We start from the raw sequence: 17,820 nt of genomic DNA on the forward strand, positions 1-17,820 counted from the left end.
CTACTCATAGACGCAAGCATCGAGCCCGTCACGCCTTACCACCGCAATACGCGCTTCGATGGTGTTGCCGTAGCGGCGGGTGAAGCCGCCGGGGTTTACTGCCTCGCGCGTTTTCGGGCTTGGGAGCACGGCGGCAATCCGGCTCGCCTCGTCGGCGGAGAGGCGCGCGGCGGAGTGGCCGAAATAGCGTTGCGCGCCGCTTTCCACGCCATATGTCCCCAGCCCCGTTTCGGCGACGTTGAGATAGACTTCCATGATCCGCCGCTTTGACCAGAGGTTCTCGATCAGGAAGGTGAAATAGGCCTCCAGCCCCTTGCGGAACCAGCCGCCGCCTTGCCAGAGGAAGACGTTCTTCGCGGTCTGCTGGCTGATGGTGGAAGCACCGCGCTCGCGCTCGCCCGCCAGCCGCTCCTGCAAGGCCTCCTCGATAGCCTCGACATCAAAGCCGTCATGCGAGCAGAACTTGCTGTCCTCCGCCGCGATGACGGCGCTCACCATATTGCGGTCAATGCGGGAGAGCGGCTCCCAATCGCGGGTGACGGAGCGCTCGTCCATCAGCATGGTCGCGGTGTAGGTGACGGGGACAAAGCGCAGCAGCAGCACCATCGACACGGTGATGATGAGCCACCAGATCACCGCCTTGGCGAGGAATTTGAGAATGCGGAGGGGCATGGTGGGGCTCTTACTCTGGATCGTCCTGTCCAGCCAATCTGTTTTCCTTGTCACAAGTATCTGATGGGAATATCCTTCCGTGATGAGATGGACAGCTTTCATTTTGGCTCAGGCCCTTGCAGTTACGGCCGTGGCGCAAGAAGATGAATCTGAGCCATCTGATCCAGAAACGGACTTCCAAGCAGTGCGCGTCCGCTCAGACTTGCCTTTGTATACCTCGGCATGGGTTGAGTTCTGGCCGAGAAGTTTTCAAAGGGAGCAGTATTTTGGTTGTGAATCGCGGGTAGAGACTGGCGATTGGCTTTTTACGCCAAATCGCAACGATGCCTTTGGGGCTTCTGGCTGGACACGCATTTGGCTCAACGGAATTATACATTGTTCCGCTGGTTTTCGCTACGCTGAAACCCAAGAGAGCCTCTCAGAAACTGACGAATTTGAAACTGACGGATCTGAGGTCGGCTTCTTTGTCAAATTGGGTGAGGTCGAAAGGGCTGGCAGCATCGTCGAGCTCTGGGCCATTCAGGAAGGCTTCTATCCGGGAAGTGAATACTCCCTTTGGGCTCGCGAACCCGCCGATGGGATAGTCGACTCTTTTGTTGCTTTACAAAGCCGCTGCCCGGCCGGTGCGATGAGAGAGCTCGAAGGAGGATTCGATATCTTCCGAACCGACTACTGCGCCATCAACAGCCAAGAGGACTTGTTGGCGCTGGCAGTGGAAATGCTCGACTATCCGCCGCTCGGGACAATGACGCACGTTGGAGACAGCGACTGGGTGGCACCGCTTGAGCCGGAAGATCAGGAGCGGGAACCTGAGCCCGAAGACGGTTCCTTCCTGCTCGAAGCGCTGACCTCTACCCCGCAATAGCAAAAGGGCCGAGCGTCGCCGCCCGGCCCTTCTTTTATCTGTATTCGCTATCGCTTACGCCGCAACTGGCAACAACCGCTCGCCAGCAATCCGCTGCATCGCCTTCTGCAGCTTCTCGAAAGCGCGCACTTCTATCTGGCGGATGCGTTCGCGGCTGACATTGTAGACCTGCGACAGCTCTTCGAGCGTTTGCGGATTTTCGGTCAGGCGGCGTTCTGTCAAGATATGCTTCTCGCGGTCGTTCAGCGCATCCATCGCTTCCACCAGCATTTCGCGGCGGACATCGGCTTCCTCGGCCTCGGCCACCGTCTCGTCCTGCAACGGGCGGTCATCGGTCAGCCAGTCCTGCCATTCGCCAGAACCTTCCTCGCCATTGCGCATCGGCGTGTTGAGCGAGCCGTCGCCGCCCATCATCATGCGGCGGTTCATATTGACCACTTCCTGCTCCGACACGCCCAGATCGGTGGCGATCTTGGTCACATCATCGGGATGCAGGTCGGAATCCTCATAGGCTTCCAGCTGCTTTTTCATCCGGCGCAGGTTGAAGAACAGCTTCTTCTGCGCGGCGGTGGTGCCCATTTTCACAAGGCTCCACGAACGCAGGATATATTCCTGGATGCTCGCCTTGATCCACCACATTGCGTAGGTGGCGAGGCGGAACCCGCGATCGGGCTCGAACTTCTTCACGCCCTGCATCAGGCCGACATTGCCTTCGGAAATGAGGTCGGCCACGGGCAGGCCGTAACCGCGATAGCCCATCGCCAGCTTGGCGACGAGGCGCAGGTGACTGGTCACCAGCTGCGCGGCGGCGTCCTGATCCTCGTGCTCGGCGTAACGCTTGGCGAGCATATATTCCTGCTCTGCCGTCAGCACGGGGAATTTCTTGATTTCGGAAAGATAGCGGTTGAGGCTCTGCTCACCGCCCAGTGCCGGCACATTCGGCCTGCTATTGCTCATTTTGGTCCCAAACCTTTCTTGCGTCGACCGCAGCTTCCAGGCCCCTGCTGGGCACCCGGCCTTAGCGGCCACATTGTTGGTGCATGATTCTTATACACGCACTGGGGAGATATAGGGTGCATTTCATCGATTATAACCACCCAGTTGGTCGATAAGTTCCATCATATCGGCGGGAATTTCGCTTTCGAACCGGCAAAAGTTACCCGTTACCGGATGCGTAAAGCCGAGAATCGCCGCGTGCAGCGCCTGACGGGTGAAATCCATGGCTTTGAGGTGCGCTCTAAGCGGTGCGGGTGTGCGTCCATAAACGGGGTCTCCCAATAGCGCATGACCAATTGATGCAAGGTGAACCCGCACCTGGTGGGTTCGCCCTGTTTCAAGGCGGCATTCGATCAGACTCGCATGATCCAGCCGCTGGACAGTGGTGTAATGGGTAACCGCGTGTTTGCCGCGCAAGGAATCCTTGGGCAGCACCGCCATTTTCTTTCGGTCGGCATCCGATCTGCCCAGCCGCGCGTTGATGGTGCCGCTTGCAGGGTTCGGGTGTCCGCCACAGACCGCGAAATAGGCGCGTTCGAGCGAATGGTCGGCGAATTGCTTGGCGAGCCCTTCATGCGCTGCGTCGGTCTTGGCGACCACCAGCAGGCCGGAGGTATCCTTGTCGATCCGGTGGACGATACCGGGCCGCGCTACCCCACCGATCCCGCTGAGCGAGCCGCCACAATGGTACAGCAGCGCATTCACCAGCGTGCCATCCGGATTGCCCGCCGCCGGGTGAACAACCATGCCCGCGGGCTTGTCGACGACGATCAGATGCGCGTCCTCGAACACCACATTGACCGGAATGTCCTGTGGAAGAGCCTGTGGATTATCAGGGGGCGGAATGTGGATGGAAAAGCTGGAGCCCGCCTGAACTTTGGCCGAGGGGCTGGTGGCGGGCGTGCCGTCAATCACCACTTTCCCGTCCGCAATCAACGCCTTGATCCGCTCGCGGGAGAGGTCGGTGACCGCAGCGAGCGCCTTGTCGAGGCGGGTGGACTCGGTGATCGTGCCGGTGAGGGTTTTGTCCGCGCTCATAAACCCGACTCCGACTGCCCTGAGCTTGTCGAAGGGCGTGGTCCAATATCTCCACACCCGCTCATCCTGAGCTTGTCGAAGGATCGCGTCTTCGCCACCCATCTCTCCTCCGACTGCCCTGAGCTTGTCGAAGGGCTGCTTTTCTCTTTAGACCGAACCATGCCTTTTTGGACCTACATCCTGCACTGCCACACCGGCAAGTTCTATACCGGCCATACGGACGATTTGGAGCGCAGGGTCTGGCAGCACGAGCAAGGCCTGTTGCCCGGTTTCTCGCGCGATTGGCACCCTGTAAAGCTGGTCTGGTCGCAGGAATTTGTGACGCGCGAGGAGGCGAAGGCAGCGGAGAAGCAGATCAAGGGCTGGTCACGGAAAAAGAAGCTGGCATTGATCCGTGGTGATTGGGATGCGGTGTCGCGCCATGCCAAAAGCAAGGGCAGCCCTTCGACAAGCTCAGGGCAGTCGGAGAAAGAGAGCGGGGTTGTGTTGGAGAAAACTGTCCTCTCCCAAATCCGCACCCACGCCAGCCACACCGCCCCCCAAGAATGCTGCGGCATCCTCACCGGCAGCGCCAACCGCATCACCGCCGCCATCCCTGCCGCCAATGTCCACCCGGCGCCCGAAACGCATTTCGAGATCGACCCCGCTGCCCTCATCGCAGCCCACCGCGCGGCGCGCGAAGGCGGCGATGAGGTGCTCGGTTACTACCATTCGCACCCTGCTGGCCCGGCCCGGCCATCGGCGGAAGACCAGGCGCAAGCCTCGGGCGACGGGCGCATCTGGGCCATTATCGGGAAGGATTTGCACGTGACGGTGTGGCGGGACGACGAAATTGGATTTACACCGCTTCCCTACACGGTGTCGCATAGCTAAAGCATGGGGCAAATCTGGTAACAGGAGATGGACGGGGGCCCACCCCCATGTGTCACCTTCGGCAAGACCTATGAAAATGTGTTTTTTATCAGATATATGAACCATCACTAACAGGTTGACACAGTGTCAACTTTGTCACCTTTGAAATTCATACTGAACGGCCCTAACCTGAATGACCTCGCAAACCGATCTCGCCGCCCTCCTCTGCTCGCGCCTCTGTCACGATATGCTGAGCCCCGTGGGCGCGCTCAACAACGGGCTGGAACTGCTCGCGGACGAGAGCGATCCGGAAATGCGCAAGCGCTGTATCGAACTGCTCGAACAGAGCGCGCGCACCTCGGCGAGCAAGCTCAAATTCTTCCGCCTCGCATTCGGCGCGGCAGGCGGCTTTGGCGACCGCGTTCCTGCCGAAGAGCCGCAGGAATTGCTGCAGGCGCTCACCGCCAATGACGAACGGCTGACGCTGGCTTGGAGCGTGGCGGAACCCACGCTGTCCAAGCCTGCGGTCAAGGTGCTGCTCAACCTCGCCGCCATGGGCCTCGACGCGCTGGTGCGTGGTGGTACGCTGGAAGTGGGCGCGGAATCGCGGGGCGGGACGACCGAAATCGCGATCCGCGCGGCGGGGCCGAAAGTCGCGTTCGATCCAATGCTGGGTCAGGCGCTCGCGGGCCGCTTGCCGGTGGCCGACCTCAGCGGACGCACCGCGCCTGCGCATATGGTGCATATGCTGGTGCAGGAACAGGGCGGCGGTGTGCAGCACGCGCACACGCCCGAAGCGCTGGTGCTGGGCGCGGTATTGCCCGATGGCGAAGGCATGATTGGATAGACGCGATTGACTGACGAACTCGTCCACCGCGAGCATCCCTCGCCCAATTTCAACGAGCGGAAATTGCCCGTCTCGATGGTGGTGCTCCACTATACCGAGATGAAGCCGGTGGAGAGCGCGCTCGAACGGATGTGCGATCCGGAAGCGCAGGTGAGCGCGCATTATTGCATCACCGAGGAAGGCGAGGTGATCCGGCTGGTCGATGAAGACAAGCGCGCCTGGCACGCAGGCGCCAGTTATTGGCGCGGACACCGCGATGTGAATTCGGCGAGCATCGGAATCGAGCTCGACCATCCCGGCCACGCGCTCGGCTATCGCGCATTTGCCGAGGCGCAGATCGACGCGCTGGTGCCGCTGCTGCACCGGATCGTGAAGCAATATGACATTCCGCGCGCCAATGTCGTCGCCCACTCGGACGTCGCGCCCGCCCGCAAGACCGATCCCGGCGAGCTGTTCCCGTGGGACCGTCTGGCCGAATACGGCCTCTGCCTCGCCCGCCCGGAGAAGCTCGAACAAGGCGATGTGTTCGACAATGATGCGAGCTTCTACCTCGCGCTGGAACGCTTCGGCTACGACATCACCGACGGCCACAAAGCCGTGGAGGCGTTCCAACGCCGCTGGCGACCCGAACGCATCGACGGGATTATCGACGGCCAGATACGCGCAATCCTGTTCCAGCTGCTGCTGGATCGGGATCGAGGATTGGCGCGGTGACCAGATTTTACACCGCGCGATTCGCCTTTCCTACGGCTTCGCATTATCCCTAAGCCCGTCTTAATCAGGGGAGAGGGACTTTCACATGATGCAAAAACTTGGCGCCGAGTTCTTCGGCACATTCTGGCTGGTGTTTGGCGGCTGCGGTTCGGCAGTGCTGGCGGCGGCTTTTCCGGAGCTTGGTATCGGCTTTGTCGGCGTGTCGCTGGCGTTCGGCCTGACGGTGCTGACCATGGCCTATGCTGTGGGTGGGATTTCGGGCGGACATTTCAATCCGGCGGTGTCGCTGGGCCTGGCGGTTGGCGGGCGTTTTTCCTGGGGTGAACTCCCCGGCTATTGGGTCGCGCAAGTGCTCGGCGCGTTCTGTGCTGCGGGCACGCTGTTCCTGATTGCGAGCGGTCAGGACGGCTGGAGCGCGGGCGGTTTCGCCTCCAACGGCTTTGGCGACCTGTCGCCGGGCGGATATTCAATGCAGGCCGTGTTGATCGCCGAAGTCGTGCTGACAGCATTCTTCCTGATCATCATTCTGGGCGCGACCTCGCCCAAGGCTCCTGCGGGCTTTGCACCGATTGCCATCGGACTGGGCCTGACGCTGATCCACCTGATCTCGATCCCGGTGAGCAACACATCGGTCAATCCGGCGCGCTCGACGGGCGTTGCCTTCTATGCCGAGACCGCAGCGGTATCGCAGGTCTGGCTGTTCTGGGTTGCTCCGTTGGTGGGTGCGGCCATCGGTGCCCTGATCTGGAAAATGGTCCTGTCGCCGGACGAAACGCTCGACCAACTCGGCAGCAAGGGCGAGTAATCGCGAATGGTTGCGGGTGGCGGCTTTCCTAAATCCGCCGCCCGCCCTATATGCCACGCCGTGCCGGGGAGCCGGGCAGCCGCGTCTCTCTTTTGAGGGCCGAGGAAAGTCCGGGCTCCACGAAACAAGGGTGGCGGGTAACGCCCGCCCGGTGAAGCTTTCGGGCGAAGCCGAGGGAAAGTGCCACAGAGAGTATACCGCCGATGGCCCGCGCTCCTTCTGGAGATTGAGGGCACAGGCAAGGGTGAAAGGGTGCGGTAAAAGCGCACCGGGGTTCTGGTAACAGCGCCCGCATGGCAAACCCCACCCGGAGCAAGACCGCATAGGGGTCTCGCGCCTTACGGGCGGGAGCGTTTCGCTCCGAGAGACCCGGGTTGGTTGCTGGAGCGCGTGGAGCAATCCACCGCCTAGATGAATGGCTGCCCCTGCCGATACGGTCCCTTTTGGGATACCGTCGGCAGGACAGAACCCGGCTTACAGGCTCCCCGGCACTTTGGGCTTTCCTACAGTCATCACAGGCGGGCGATGCTGCGCGGGTGCCTTCACCCTGCCATTGCTGCGCCCTTGATCTTGATCGAGCCCTTCTTGGTCTCCACCGCCGCAAGATAACGCCGCGTGCTCCCCTCCAGCACCAAGGCGGTGAGCCGACCCGTCGCATAGGCGCCGGTATCGATCCCGATCCGGTTGCCGGTGTCTACCACATCGTCGGTAATCGTGTGGCCATGCACCACCACCGCGCCATGCGATTTCTTGTGGCTGAGGAACGGCTCGCGAATCCAGCGCAGCGTCCGCGCCTTTTGCGCGCCCAGCGGCACTCCTGGCTCGATCCCGGCATGGACGAAAACGAAATCGCCGACGCGAACCATGTCTTCGAATTTGCCGAGGAACTTGCGATGCTTGCCCGGCACCACCTCCTGCATCAGCGCCTGCAATTCGCCGACGCCCAGCTTGCTGAATGTCTTGCGATCCACGCCGTAGCTCATGAGCGTCTCGCGCCCGCCATGGCGCAGGAAATGTTTGAGCATTTCCTTGTCGGCAAAGCTTTTGAGGAACATTTCCTCGTGATTGCCGCACAGCACGCGCACATTGCGCGTTTTGGTCCAGCGCTTGGCAAGGTCGATCACGCCAGCACTGTCCGGCCCGCGATCGACCAGATCACCCAGCAGGATCACCTGGCATTCCACGCCATTGCTCTGGGCTGCGCCAATCTCCTCCTCGATCGCCTCCACCAACCGCGCGAACAGGTCCGCGCGCCCGTGGATATCGCCCACCGCATAGACGCGCTGGCCCTTAGGGATGCGGGGAAGATCCTTCTTCTTTTTGGAGAAGGTGAACATGGTGTCGAAATACTTGATCATGGACGCAATAGACAGGGCACATAGCGGTTACGCACAGCCGCGCAAATGCCGGGCGTGCAAAGCGGGACTGTGGCGCAAAAACCTGTCCGTCGGCTGAATGTGATGCAAAATCGACACACGATTACGAGTGGTGGATAATCTGCGCAATAAATCTTGTGCAATGCAGCATCGCTGTGCATGATAGTTTCGCTTTTGCACAAATCGGCACAGCAAAGATGCCGGACGCGCGAGGGCGCAGGTGGGACGAGGCATAGTTCACCACAGCAATTTGAAGGAAATTGCCCATGCTTACGTCCGTTCGCAGCCTTTCGGCTGCTTCTCTTTTTGCAATCGCTGCCCTGTCCGCTGCGCCCGCTATGGCGCAAGAGGAAGATGGTGGCATCGGTGTCGAGGTTTCGGCCAACGTCGCGCTTGTCAGCGAATACAAGTTCCGCGGTGTGAACCTCTCGGGCGGCGATATCGCCGTTCAGGGCGGTGTCGATGTCGGTCTGCCCGCCGGTTTCTATGTCGGCACCTGGGCGTCCTCGCTTGACGAAGACACGGTCGGCTACGGCCACACCGAGCTCGACATTTACGGCGGCTGGGCCGGCGAATTCGGCAACATCTCGACCGATGTCGGCGTGATTGTCTACATCTATCCCAATGCCGGACTACTGGCTGGCCCCAATGGCGACGGCACGACGGACTACGCCGAATTCTACGGCTCGGTCGGTGTCGGCCTCGGCCCGTTCGAAGCAACGGTCGGTGTCGCTTATGCGCCTGAGCAAGACTCGCTCGGCGGAACCGACAACTTCTACATCTATGGCGATCTGGGCCTTGGTGTTCCGGGTACGCCGCTCACCATCACCGGCCATGTCGGTTACACCGATGGCTTCCTGACCTTCACCACTGATGGCGAAGCGATCGACTATTCGATCGGTGCCGAAGCCGCGATCCCCGGCACACCGGTGTCGATCGGTGCGGCCTTTGTCGGCGTCGAAGGCGATGTGCTGATCGATCCGAACGGCACTTTCACCGACGACTCGGTGGTGCTGACGCTGTCCGCCAGCTTCTGATACGTCGCTAACAAGCGAGGAACGGGAGGGTTCGTGCCGGAAACGGTGCGGACCCTTTCGTTTGTTAGGTGCGTTGCCTAGATCAACAGACGACACTTTTCCCAGGAGCCCACCCCATGGTCAAATACCTCCACTCGATGATCCGCGTCGCCGATCCGGACGCGACAGTCGATTTCTTCAAGCTGATCGGGCTGGAGGAAGTGCGGCGGATGGAGAGCGAGAAGGGACGCTTCACGCTCATCTTCCTCGCCGCACCGGGGCAAGAGGGCGTGGCCGAGGTCGAGCTGACCTATAACTGGCCGCCCGAAGACGGCAGCGCAGCAGAAGAATACACCGGCGGGCGCAATTTCGGCCACCTCGCTTACCGCGTCGACAACATCTACGAGACGTGCCAGCGGCTGATGGATGCAGGCGTGACGATCAACCGCCCGCCGCGTGACGGGCACATGGCTTTCGTCCGCACACCCGACGGGATCAGCATCGAATTGCTGCAGGAAGGCTATCTCGACCCGCAAGAGCCGTGGGCGAGTATGGAGAATACGGGAAACTGGTAAGCGGGGTGCGCTGACGATTCACTTGCCATTCTGCCAACAAACCGCCACCTGACGCCGCATCATGCCCGCTCGCAAACTCCCCCAGGTCGTCATCATCGGTCGGCCCAATGTCGGCAAGTCGACCCTGTTCAACCGGCTGGTTGGCAAGCGCCTGGCGCTGGTTGACGATCAGCCGGGTGTCACGCGGGACCGGCGGATGGGCAATGCTGGCATTGCCGGGCTCGAATTCGAAGCGGTCGATACCGCCGGTTGGGAGGATGAGGACGACGCCTCGCTCCCCGGACGGATGCGTGCGCAGACGCAGGTTTCGCTGAAGGGCGCGGATGCGGCGCTGTTCGTGATCGACAGCCGCGCCGGGCTCACCCCGCTCGACGAGGAAATCGGCCGCTGGCTGCGGCAGCAGGAAGTGCCCGTGGTGCTGGTCGCCAACAAGGCGGAAGGCAATGCGGGCGAGAGCGGCATTCTCGAATGCTATTCGCTCGGCCTGGGCGATCCGGTGCCGGTGAGCGCCGAGCATGGCGAGGGCGTGGCCGATCTGTACTCCGCGCTCGTCCCGCTGATTGCCGACAAGGCTGATCAATTGTTGCTCGAAGCCGAGGCCGAGGCCGCCATCGCTGCTGATCGCGCCGCCGCGCTGGCTGCGGAGCGCGAGGCGGAGGAAGGCGGCGAGTTGGTCGAGACCGATCCGGCCGCGCCGCTCAGCCTTGCCATCGTAGGCCGCCCCAATGCAGGCAAATCGACGCTGATCAACCGGCTGCTCGGCGAGGACCGGCTGCTGACCGGCCCGGAGGCAGGCATCACTCGCGATTCCATCGCGGTCGATTGGGAATGGCACGACCCGGCATCGGGCGAGACGCGTATAATCAAACTGATCGACACCGCCGGTATGCGCAAACGTGCCAAGGTGGTCGACAAGCTGGAAAAGCTTTCGGTCTCCGATGGTCTGCGCGCGGTGGATTATGCCGAAGTCGTCGTGTTGCTGCTCGATGCGACGCGCGGGCTTGAAGTGCAGGATCTGAAAATCGCCAACAAGGTGCTCGACGAAGGGCGCGCTCTGATGGTGGCGATCAACAAATGGGACGTCGCCGGAACGGTGGGCGGCGAAGACGCTTCCTCGCTGTTCAACGGCATCAAGGGCGCGCTGCATGAAGGGCTGGCACAGTTGCGCGGTGTGCCGCTGTTCGCTGTCTCCGCGATGACCGGCAAGGGCCTCGACACCATGCTGGGCGCGGCGTTCAAGCTGCGCGATGACTGGAGCCGCCGCGTGCCGACATCGGCGCTCAACCGCTGGTTCGACGATGCGCTGTCGGCCAACCCGCCGCCAGCGCCCGGAGGCCGCCGGATCAAGCTGCGCTATATCACGCAGGTCGGCACCCGCCCGCCGCGCTTCGTGATCTTCGGGAGCCGCCTGTTCGACCTGCCGACGAGTTACGAGCGGTATTTGCTCAACGGCATCCGCAAAGAGCTGGGCTTTGGCGCAGTGCCGGTGCGGCTGACGCTGAAGAGCCCCAAGAACCCTTACGATTCCAATCGCGGTGGTGGCGGCAAATTCAGCGGCGGCGAAGGACGCGACTAGAGCACTTTCCCCGCAAAAAGTTTACTCGTCGCCCGCAGCCTTGCTTTGCAGCTGCACGTAGTTTTCCAGCCCCATCCGTTCGATCATGTCGAACTGGGTTTCGAGGAAATCGACGTGCTCTTCCTCATTGTCGAGAATATGCGCGAACAGATCGCGGCTGACATAGTCGCGCACGCTTTCGCAATATTCGATGGCATCGCGCAGCAGCGGGATCGCTTTTTCTTCCAGCGCCATATCGGCCTTGAGGATTTCCTCGACCGTTTCACCCACCTGCAATTTGTGGATCGCCTGGAAGTTGGGCAGGCCGTTCAGGAACAGCACGCGCGCCGCCAGCTTGTCGGCGTGCTCCATCTCTTCGATCGATTCCTTGCGCTCGTAAGCGGCGAGCTTGGCCACGCCCCAATCGTCGAGCACGCGGTAATGCAGCCAGTACTGGTTGATCGCGGTCAGCTCGTTCGTCAGCGCCGCGTTCAAGAATTCGATGACCTTGGGGTCGCCCTTCATGGGTGTGTCTCCATTGCTTCCTGTGCCGCCCTTCTAACGCGAGAGTGGGGGGCGAAAGCAAGCAAAAGCGGTATGAAAACACGCCAAAAACCGCAGAAAACCGCGCTAATGCGAATGCGTATCAGGAATAGGGAAAGTGCGACCGTCAGGCTGCGTGGGCGGGTTCCAGCAGCGCCTCACGCTCTTCGCGGATCACCGCGTCAGCCTCTTCCAGGCAGTGGCCGCAATTGGGACGCTTGCCGAGCTTGGCGTAGACCGTTTCCGCACTGCCCATACGATGCTGCCGCGCTGCCTTGCGCAGTTCGCATTCCTTGATGGCATTGCAGATGCAGGTGTACATGAGCGTGCAGCCTTTCGTCCTTACACACTTATGTTAGTGCGAGTCGTTTGCAATAGCAAGGCTAATGCGAACTGTTCTCAAAAGAAACCGAGCGCTGCTGCCCTACCGCTTCAGCGGGAAGAGCCTGCCATAGGTCAGGCAGCGCCACAGCCATTCGAGCGGGCCGTAGCGATACCGCTCCAGCCACGGTTTCGACCACCACAGCATCACTGCCCAGCCAAGCGCCACGACAAGGTAAAGCTCGGGCCGCGAAAGCTCGCCCCACAGCCCGCCCGCCCATGGGTGGAAGATCAGCATCATCAGCACCGACGTGCCGAGATAATTGGTGAAGGCAGCGCGCCCGGCGGCCGATACACGCTCGGCCAGCCAACCGCTGGCATTTGCCCCGTAAATCGCCAGCACGGCGGCAAGGCCGAGGATCACCGGCAATTTGGGGTAATGCGCATAGGCCATGAAGGCGGCGATCGATTCCCAGAAAGTCAGCCCCCCGCGTGTCACTGCCAGCGCTGCAAACAGGGTCACCAGCGAGCCCGCGATAATGCCCGTCCACCCCCAGAACAACTGCTTGCGCCGGTTCAGTCCGCCGCTGAACAAGCCCACGCGATAAAGCCCCATGCCGATGAGAATCAGCGGCAGGGTCTCGAACAACAGCATCACCGGTGAATCGGCGAAGGGGTCGGCACCATGCTCGCTGAAATTGTGCGCCACGAAATCGGGATAGCTGCCTTGTGTCAGTATCTCTGCCTCGACTGCATCGTCTGCCAGCATCTCGGTTTGCGCCCAATCGAGTTCGCCGCGCATCTCCGAAAACTTGGGCTGGTTACCAAAATCGGTGTCCGCCACCAGCGACGGGCTCGCATACATGGTCAGATAAGCGAGCCCGCCGAGCACATAGCCGAGCACACCGGCGACAATCAGATTGCGCCCCTCCATCCGCAGGAAGAGCAGCGCCAACAAGCCCCCCATCGCGTACAGCGTCAGAATATCGCCGCGCCAAATGAGGAAGAAGTGCGCTAGGCCGAACAGCAAGAGCCAGAACAGCCGCCGCGCCAGCAGCCAGCGGCCCGATCCGCGCTCCCACGCTTTCTCGACAAACAGCACCAGCCCGACACCGAAGAGGATCGTGAAAAGCCCGCGCATCTTGCCGTCGATCAGCACATATTGCGCGATCCACAGGTAATAGTCGGGGTCGCCCGCATCGGAGACGAAACCCTCCGGCCACATATAGGCCATCATCGGCTGGCCGAAGAAGACGATATTGGCCGCCAGAATGCCCATCACCGCCAGACCGCGAATGAAATCGAGATTGGCGAGGCGGTTGGTGCCGACGACCGGCGCGAGTGTGTCAGGCGTATCGCCAAAAACGGCGGCAGCATTGCTCATGTCAGATTCCCCGAACGTCCCGCCGCCGACTTTAGCCGAAAGCGGGCCGTTGGGAAGCTGCGTACCCTAATTGCGTGTGACGAGGCAGTCCTGCCCTGCGCGTTGCAGGCTTGAACACGCCGCCTGCGCCTCCGCCTGCGTGGCATAGCCGCCCGCCAGCAAGCGCGTGACGCGGCCACTGGGGACAAGCAACCGCTCGCGCCCGCGCAGCTCGGAACGCGAGGACAGGCGCTCCCACAACCGTTCGGCATTGCCCTGGACCCCGAATGCACCCAGCTGCACGCGCCACGGGCCGCTGGTGAGATCTTGTGCCGGAGCAGGAGCAGGGGTTGGCGTCGGCGCGGCCGCGACTGTTGTGGGCGCAGGCGCGGGGCGCGTTGCCGGGCGCTGCGGAGCGGGCGTTGCCGGGCGGCTCGCATTGGCGAAGCTCGCCCCGGCCTGCCCTGGATCTTCGGTGCCGGTCGCTTGCCGGGCCTGGTTCACCGCATCCTGCGCGGCGGCCACCGAAGGCGAAACGGCGACGGTCGGGATCGGGCGCGGCACTTGCGGGGTCGCCGCGGGGCGTGCGGGCGGAGCGCTGGTGGCGCGCGGCTGGCCTGCGGTGCCCAGATCAAATGCGGCAAGCTCTGCCGAACGCGCCTGCACCGCCTCGTCTTCCATAACGCGGGCGAGTGCGACGCCGCTCTGCCGCTGTTCGAGCGACATGTACTGGTCCATCTCGGCAATTGCCGATTGCGCGTTGGGAAGGCCTGCCGCCTGCGCCAGTGACAACAGCGCATAGGCGCGTACCCAATCGCGCGGGACAAGGTCGCCGTTGAAATGGGCTATGCCGAGCAGATAGCGCGCGCGCGGATCGCCCCGGCGCGCGGCGGCCTGGACGAAGGGCAGCGCGGCTTCGCGGCGGCCATCCTGGAACAGCATGAGGCCATAAGTGTCGGCAGCCTGCACATGGCCTGCCTGCGCCGCGCGTTCATACAGGCTTTCCGCCCGCGCCATATCCATCGGCACACCACGTCCAAGGCGATAGGCCTGTCCCAGATTGAACATAGCATCGGGATCGCCCGCAGCCGCCGGCCCCTGCCACTGCGAAACGGCAGCAGCGTAGTCTCCGCGTGTCCACGCGTCGACACCGGCCTCCACGCTCTGCGCGGCGGCGGGCAGCGATAGTCCGGCGGCGATGGCCAGCACGGCACTCGTCAACCAGCGGGATTTGGTCTGCGGCATTGGCGATACTTCCTGATCGTCTGAAACTGCGATTCACCGGCGATATAGTAAATGGCACATTAGCAAAGCGTTTATGGCCGCCAAATTCGGCATTGCGCAAGCTGTGACTGGCTCAGTCCGCGTAGTACCCCCAATCAATACCCGCCCGTAGTAGCCGCCACCACTGACAATTTTCCTTACAAACAAGGGGCCCGAGTTAACTCAAAATAAACGGTATCCTGCGAAGTCCATAGCACAAGGCCCATTAGACCAGGTCCGGTCAGGGTCAGGAGACTTCAAGGGGGAACAGCCTTGCGCGTTCTAGCTTTGGCATCGCAGAAGGGTGGTTCGGGTAAGACCACTCTCGCCGGACATCTGGCAGTGCAGGCACAGCGTGCCGGCGCCGGCCCGGTCGTGCTTATCGATATCGACCCGCAGGGTTCGCTCGCCGATTGGTGGAACGAACGCGAAGCGGAATTCCCGGCCTTTGCGCAGACCACGGTTGCGCGTCTAGCCAATGACCTTGCGATCCTGCGCCAGCAGGGCTTCAAGCTTGCTGTCATCGACACGCCCCCCGCCATCACCATGGCGATCCAGAGCGTGATTTCGGTGGCCGAGCTGATGGTCGTCCCGACCCGCCCCAGCCCGCACGATCTGCGCGCTGTCGGCGCCACGGTCGATCTGTGCGAGCGCGCAGGCAAGCCGCTTATCTTCGTGGTCAACGCCGCCACCCCCAAGGCGAAAATCACGTCGGAAGCCGCTGTCGCGCTGTCGCAACACGGTACCGTTGCCCCGATCACCATTCACCACCGCACCGATTTCGCGGCCTCGATGATCGATGGCCGCACGGTGATGGAAGTCGATCCCGAAGGTCGCAGCGCGCAGGAAGTCACCGCGCTGTGGCATTATGTCGCGGATCGTCTGGAAAAGAACTTCCGCCGCACCGTATTTGCCGCTCCGGGTGGCCGGATGGCGGTTGCTCCCAGCCAGCAAGGCGGCTTTGGTCGCCGGGCGGCACAGTAATGAGCAGCGCGGCGATGACAGAAGAGAACCGCTTCGCATCGCTTGGCCCGATGCTGCTGGCCCGCAAGGGCACGGCAAAGCCCGCCATGCGCGCGCAGCTTGGCTCCGATTCGCGGATGGCCCAGCTCAGCGACGATTTTGACGAGCTTGCCAGCAGCCAGGATGCGCTCGGCTGGAACGATATGGGCGAGGATGTCCCGGCAGCGGTTGTCTCGCTGCCCGTTATCAACAAGCGCGCGCCGATCACGCCTTCGCAAATGCCGCAAACGCGCGCCGACAATGGCAAGCGCGCGGCATTTACGCTGCGCCTCGATGCCGAACGCCATCTGAAACTGCGGCTGGCGAGCACGATGCATGATTGCAGCGCACAAACGCTCGTTACCCAGGCGCTCGATGCGTTCCTGGCGCAACATCCCGAACTCGATACCCTTGCCGCGCAGATGCGGCGCACACACAAGTCTTGAAGAAGAGGACTGACGCGATGGATACGGTGCAAAAGCGCAATCCGATGATCGGCCTTGGGGTCACCACGGCGATGGCCGCAGTGATGCTGAGCGGCTGTGCGACCAATCCCGGCCCGCAAGCAAGCGTTGCCGCTGCCGATGCGCAGCTGGCGATCGCCAATGGCCAGCACGCCTCCGCCGTCCATTCGGCCGAGGCCGCTGTTGCTGCCGATCCGCGCAATGCCGAATATCGCATGACACTGGGCAATGCCTATCTCGAAGCAGGCCGCTTTGCCGCTGCCTCGACCAGCTTTGAAGACGCCATGGCGCTGGGAGAACGCAGCCCGCGTGCCGCGCTCAGCCTCGCACTCGCGCTGACCGGCCAAGCCCGCTACGCCGAAGCCTCCTCGCTGCTCAATGACTGGCAGGGCGAAATCGCCGCGTCCGACCTTGGCCTTGCCTATGCGCTGGCCGGGCAGCCCGAACGCGGCATTCACGTGCTGACCAACGCCATCCGTGGCGGGGACAACACGGTGAAGACCCGCCAGAACCTCGCCTATGCCTATGCCGTTGCCGGTCGCTGGCGCGAATCGCGCATGATGGTGGCGCAGGATGTGCCCGCGCACGAAGTCGGCACCCGCATGGCCGAATGGGCGCAGATGACCCATGCCGAAGCTTACAATGCCCGCGTTGCCGGTCTGCTGGGCGTGCCTGCCAACGTCCGCGACGGCGGCCAGCCGGTGCATCTGGCGCTGGTGAATTCGCCGAGCGCCGAACACCTCGCAGCCGAAACGACCGGCCCTGCGCCTGCTCTGGCGATTGCTCCGGGCGAGCGGATGAGCGTTCCCGCCACAGGCGGCGAATTGCCTGCGGTCGGCGCACCTGCCCCGCGTTACGAGGCTGCACGCAGCCCCGCACCCACCAGCTTTGCCGAGGCTTTCGTCAATGAAGCCCCGCGCGCTGCGCCCGCTCCCGCGCTGCCCGAGGTGGCTCCGGCCATTCCGGCGGTTGCAGCGCAGGCTCCGGCGCTTGCTCCGCTTGACCGGCCTGCCACGACTGCCGCTCCGGCCCGTTCTGCTCCCGTAGCAGCAGCTCCGGCGGCATCGCCTTCGCGTGCCGCTCCTGCTCCGCGCGCCGCTGCCACCAGCGTCACGCCGGCGATTGCCCGCCCGGCGATTGAGACCGCGCCGGCCAATGCCAGCGGCAATGCGACGCACCTTGTCCAGCTTGGCAGCTTTGCCAGCGAAGCAGGTGCCGAGCGCGCCTGGGGCATTTACGTGAGCCGCTATCCCGAACTCGCCGAGCGCGAGATGGTCATCACGCAGGCCGTGGTGAACGGCCGCAATTACTGGCGCGTGTCGGCTGGCGGTTTCGACCGCAATGGCAGCCGCGCCATGTGTGGCCGGGTCAATTCGTCGAATGGCGATGGCTGCATCAGCTGGGCTGCATCGAGCCCGCTGCCGGGCGCGATCGACACCGGCGTACGGATGGCGCGCCGCTAAACCCTGTTTTTCTACCCCCGTCTCCTGTTGTTGACGCACAAGAGACAAACAGGAAACCCCGCCCTCCCCCGGGCGGGGTTTTTTGCTTTT

The 17,820-nt window shown here is 62.5% G+C and carries 19 protein-coding genes and 1 other RNA gene; 12 read left to right on the forward strand and 8 right to left on the reverse strand.

Features of this window, described 5'->3' with window-relative positions:
* Positions 1-672, reverse strand: a complete 672-nt coding sequence (gene mtgA, locus ACS0VV_RS10945; protein ID WP_483532738.1) for a monofunctional biosynthetic peptidoglycan transglycosylase — start codon at positions 670-672, stop codon at positions 1-3.
* Between the two features lie 130 nt (positions 673-802).
* Here mtgA and ACS0VV_RS10950 point away from each other — a divergent pair, with 130 nt between their 5' ends.
* On the forward strand, positions 803-1,537 hold the full coding sequence (locus ACS0VV_RS10950) for a hypothetical protein (RefSeq protein WP_483532739.1): 735 nt from the start codon (positions 803-805) through the stop codon (positions 1,535-1,537).
* Between the two features lie 54 nt (positions 1,538-1,591).
* On the opposite strand, the gene rpoH is transcribed toward ACS0VV_RS10950, so the two are convergent.
* Complete coding sequence (gene rpoH / locus ACS0VV_RS10955; protein ID WP_483532740.1) at positions 1,592-2,494, reverse strand: RNA polymerase sigma factor RpoH; 903 nt, start codon at positions 2,492-2,494, stop codon at positions 1,592-1,594.
* 123 nt (positions 2,495-2,617) lie between these two features.
* Positions 2,618-3,571, reverse strand: a complete 954-nt coding sequence (locus tag ACS0VV_RS10960; protein ID WP_483532741.1) for an RluA family pseudouridine synthase — start codon at positions 3,569-3,571, stop codon at positions 2,618-2,620.
* Between the two features lie 159 nt (positions 3,572-3,730).
* On the opposite strand from ACS0VV_RS10960, the gene ACS0VV_RS10965 reads away from it, so the two are divergent.
* From ACS0VV_RS10965 to rnpB, 5 genes are all read left to right on the forward strand, one after another.
* Entirely contained in the window at positions 3,731-4,444 is a 714-nt protein-coding gene (locus ACS0VV_RS10965; RefSeq protein WP_483532742.1) for a Mov34/MPN/PAD-1 family protein, read from the forward strand.
* 172 nt (positions 4,445-4,616) lie between these two features.
* Positions 4,617-5,270 carry a histidine phosphotransferase family protein gene (locus ACS0VV_RS10970; RefSeq protein ID WP_483532743.1) on the forward strand — a complete coding sequence of 218 codons (654 nt, stop codon included), beginning with the start codon at positions 4,617-4,619 and terminating at the stop codon, positions 5,268-5,270.
* Positions 5,271-5,345: 75 nt separating this feature from the next.
* Positions 5,346-5,984 carry an N-acetylmuramoyl-L-alanine amidase gene (locus ACS0VV_RS10975; RefSeq protein ID WP_483533533.1) on the forward strand — a complete coding sequence of 213 codons (639 nt, stop codon included), beginning with the start codon at positions 5,346-5,348 and terminating at the stop codon, positions 5,982-5,984.
* A gap of 85 nt (positions 5,985-6,069) precedes the next feature.
* Positions 6,070-6,789 (forward strand): aquaporin Z, encoded by a 720-nt coding sequence (gene aqpZ / locus ACS0VV_RS10980; protein ID WP_483532744.1) that lies wholly within the window; start codon positions 6,070-6,072, stop codon positions 6,787-6,789.
* A gap of 63 nt (positions 6,790-6,852) precedes the next feature.
* Positions 6,853-7,282: RNase P RNA component class A (rnpB, locus tag ACS0VV_RS10985), an RNA gene on the forward strand.
* Between the two features lie 49 nt (positions 7,283-7,331).
* On the opposite strand, the gene ACS0VV_RS10990 is transcribed toward rnpB, so the two are convergent.
* Entirely contained in the window at positions 7,332-8,147 is an 816-nt protein-coding gene (locus ACS0VV_RS10990; RefSeq protein WP_483532745.1) for a metallophosphoesterase, read from the reverse strand.
* 284 nt (positions 8,148-8,431) lie between these two features.
* Here ACS0VV_RS10990 and ACS0VV_RS10995 point away from each other — a divergent pair, with 284 nt between their 5' ends.
* From ACS0VV_RS10995 to der, 3 genes are all read left to right on the forward strand, one after another.
* Positions 8,432-9,202 (forward strand): TorF family putative porin, encoded by a 771-nt coding sequence (locus ACS0VV_RS10995; protein WP_483532746.1) that lies wholly within the window; start codon positions 8,432-8,434, stop codon positions 9,200-9,202.
* 116 nt (positions 9,203-9,318) lie between these two features.
* Positions 9,319-9,756 carry a VOC family protein gene (locus ACS0VV_RS11000; RefSeq protein ID WP_483532747.1) on the forward strand — a complete coding sequence of 146 codons (438 nt, stop codon included), beginning with the start codon at positions 9,319-9,321 and terminating at the stop codon, positions 9,754-9,756.
* Positions 9,757-9,817: 61 nt separating this feature from the next.
* Positions 9,818-11,332, forward strand: a complete 1,515-nt coding sequence (der, locus tag ACS0VV_RS11005; protein WP_483532748.1) for a ribosome biogenesis GTPase Der — start codon at positions 9,818-9,820, stop codon at positions 11,330-11,332.
* Positions 11,333-11,353: 21 nt separating this feature from the next.
* On the opposite strand, the gene bfr is transcribed toward der, so the two are convergent.
* From bfr to ACS0VV_RS11025, 4 genes are all read right to left on the reverse strand, one after another.
* Complete coding sequence (gene bfr, locus ACS0VV_RS11010; protein WP_483532749.1) at positions 11,354-11,836, reverse strand: bacterioferritin; 483 nt, start codon at positions 11,834-11,836, stop codon at positions 11,354-11,356.
* A 145-nt stretch (positions 11,837-11,981) separates the two neighbouring features.
* Positions 11,982-12,176, reverse strand: a complete 195-nt coding sequence (locus tag ACS0VV_RS11015; RefSeq protein WP_483532750.1) for a (2Fe-2S)-binding protein — start codon at positions 12,174-12,176, stop codon at positions 11,982-11,984.
* A gap of 102 nt (positions 12,177-12,278) precedes the next feature.
* A complete protein-coding gene (locus tag ACS0VV_RS11020; RefSeq protein ID WP_483532751.1) occupies positions 12,279-13,559 on the reverse strand; it encodes a DUF418 domain-containing protein in 1,281 nt (426 codons plus the stop codon).
* Positions 13,560-13,625: 66 nt separating this feature from the next.
* The gene (locus ACS0VV_RS11025; RefSeq protein ID WP_483532752.1) at positions 13,626-14,783 is read right to left on the reverse strand and encodes an SPOR domain-containing protein; all 1,158 of its coding nucleotides are present in this window, start codon (positions 14,781-14,783) and stop codon (positions 13,626-13,628) included.
* Between the two features lie 291 nt (positions 14,784-15,074).
* Here ACS0VV_RS11025 and ACS0VV_RS11030 point away from each other — a divergent pair, with 291 nt between their 5' ends.
* From ACS0VV_RS11030 to ACS0VV_RS11040, 3 genes are read left to right on the forward strand one after another with little or no spacing between them, the layout of a single operon-like run.
* On the forward strand, positions 15,075-15,785 hold the full coding sequence (locus ACS0VV_RS11030) for an AAA family ATPase (protein WP_483532753.1): 711 nt from the start codon (positions 15,075-15,077) through the stop codon (positions 15,783-15,785).
* Positions 15,785-16,249: a hypothetical protein gene (locus ACS0VV_RS11035; RefSeq protein ID WP_483532754.1), complete on the forward strand. Its 465-nt coding sequence runs from the start codon at positions 15,785-15,787 to the stop codon at positions 16,247-16,249. The genes ACS0VV_RS11030 and ACS0VV_RS11035 overlap by 1 nt, the downstream gene beginning before the upstream one ends.
* Positions 16,246-17,730: an SPOR domain-containing protein gene (locus ACS0VV_RS11040; RefSeq protein ID WP_483532755.1), complete on the forward strand. Its 1,485-nt coding sequence runs from the start codon at positions 16,246-16,248 to the stop codon at positions 17,728-17,730. Before ACS0VV_RS11035 ends, ACS0VV_RS11040 begins: the two co-directional genes overlap by 4 nt.
* Positions 17,731-17,820: the final 90 nt, after the last annotated feature.

This window comes from Aurantiacibacter sp. KMU-128 (assembly GCF_056933515.1).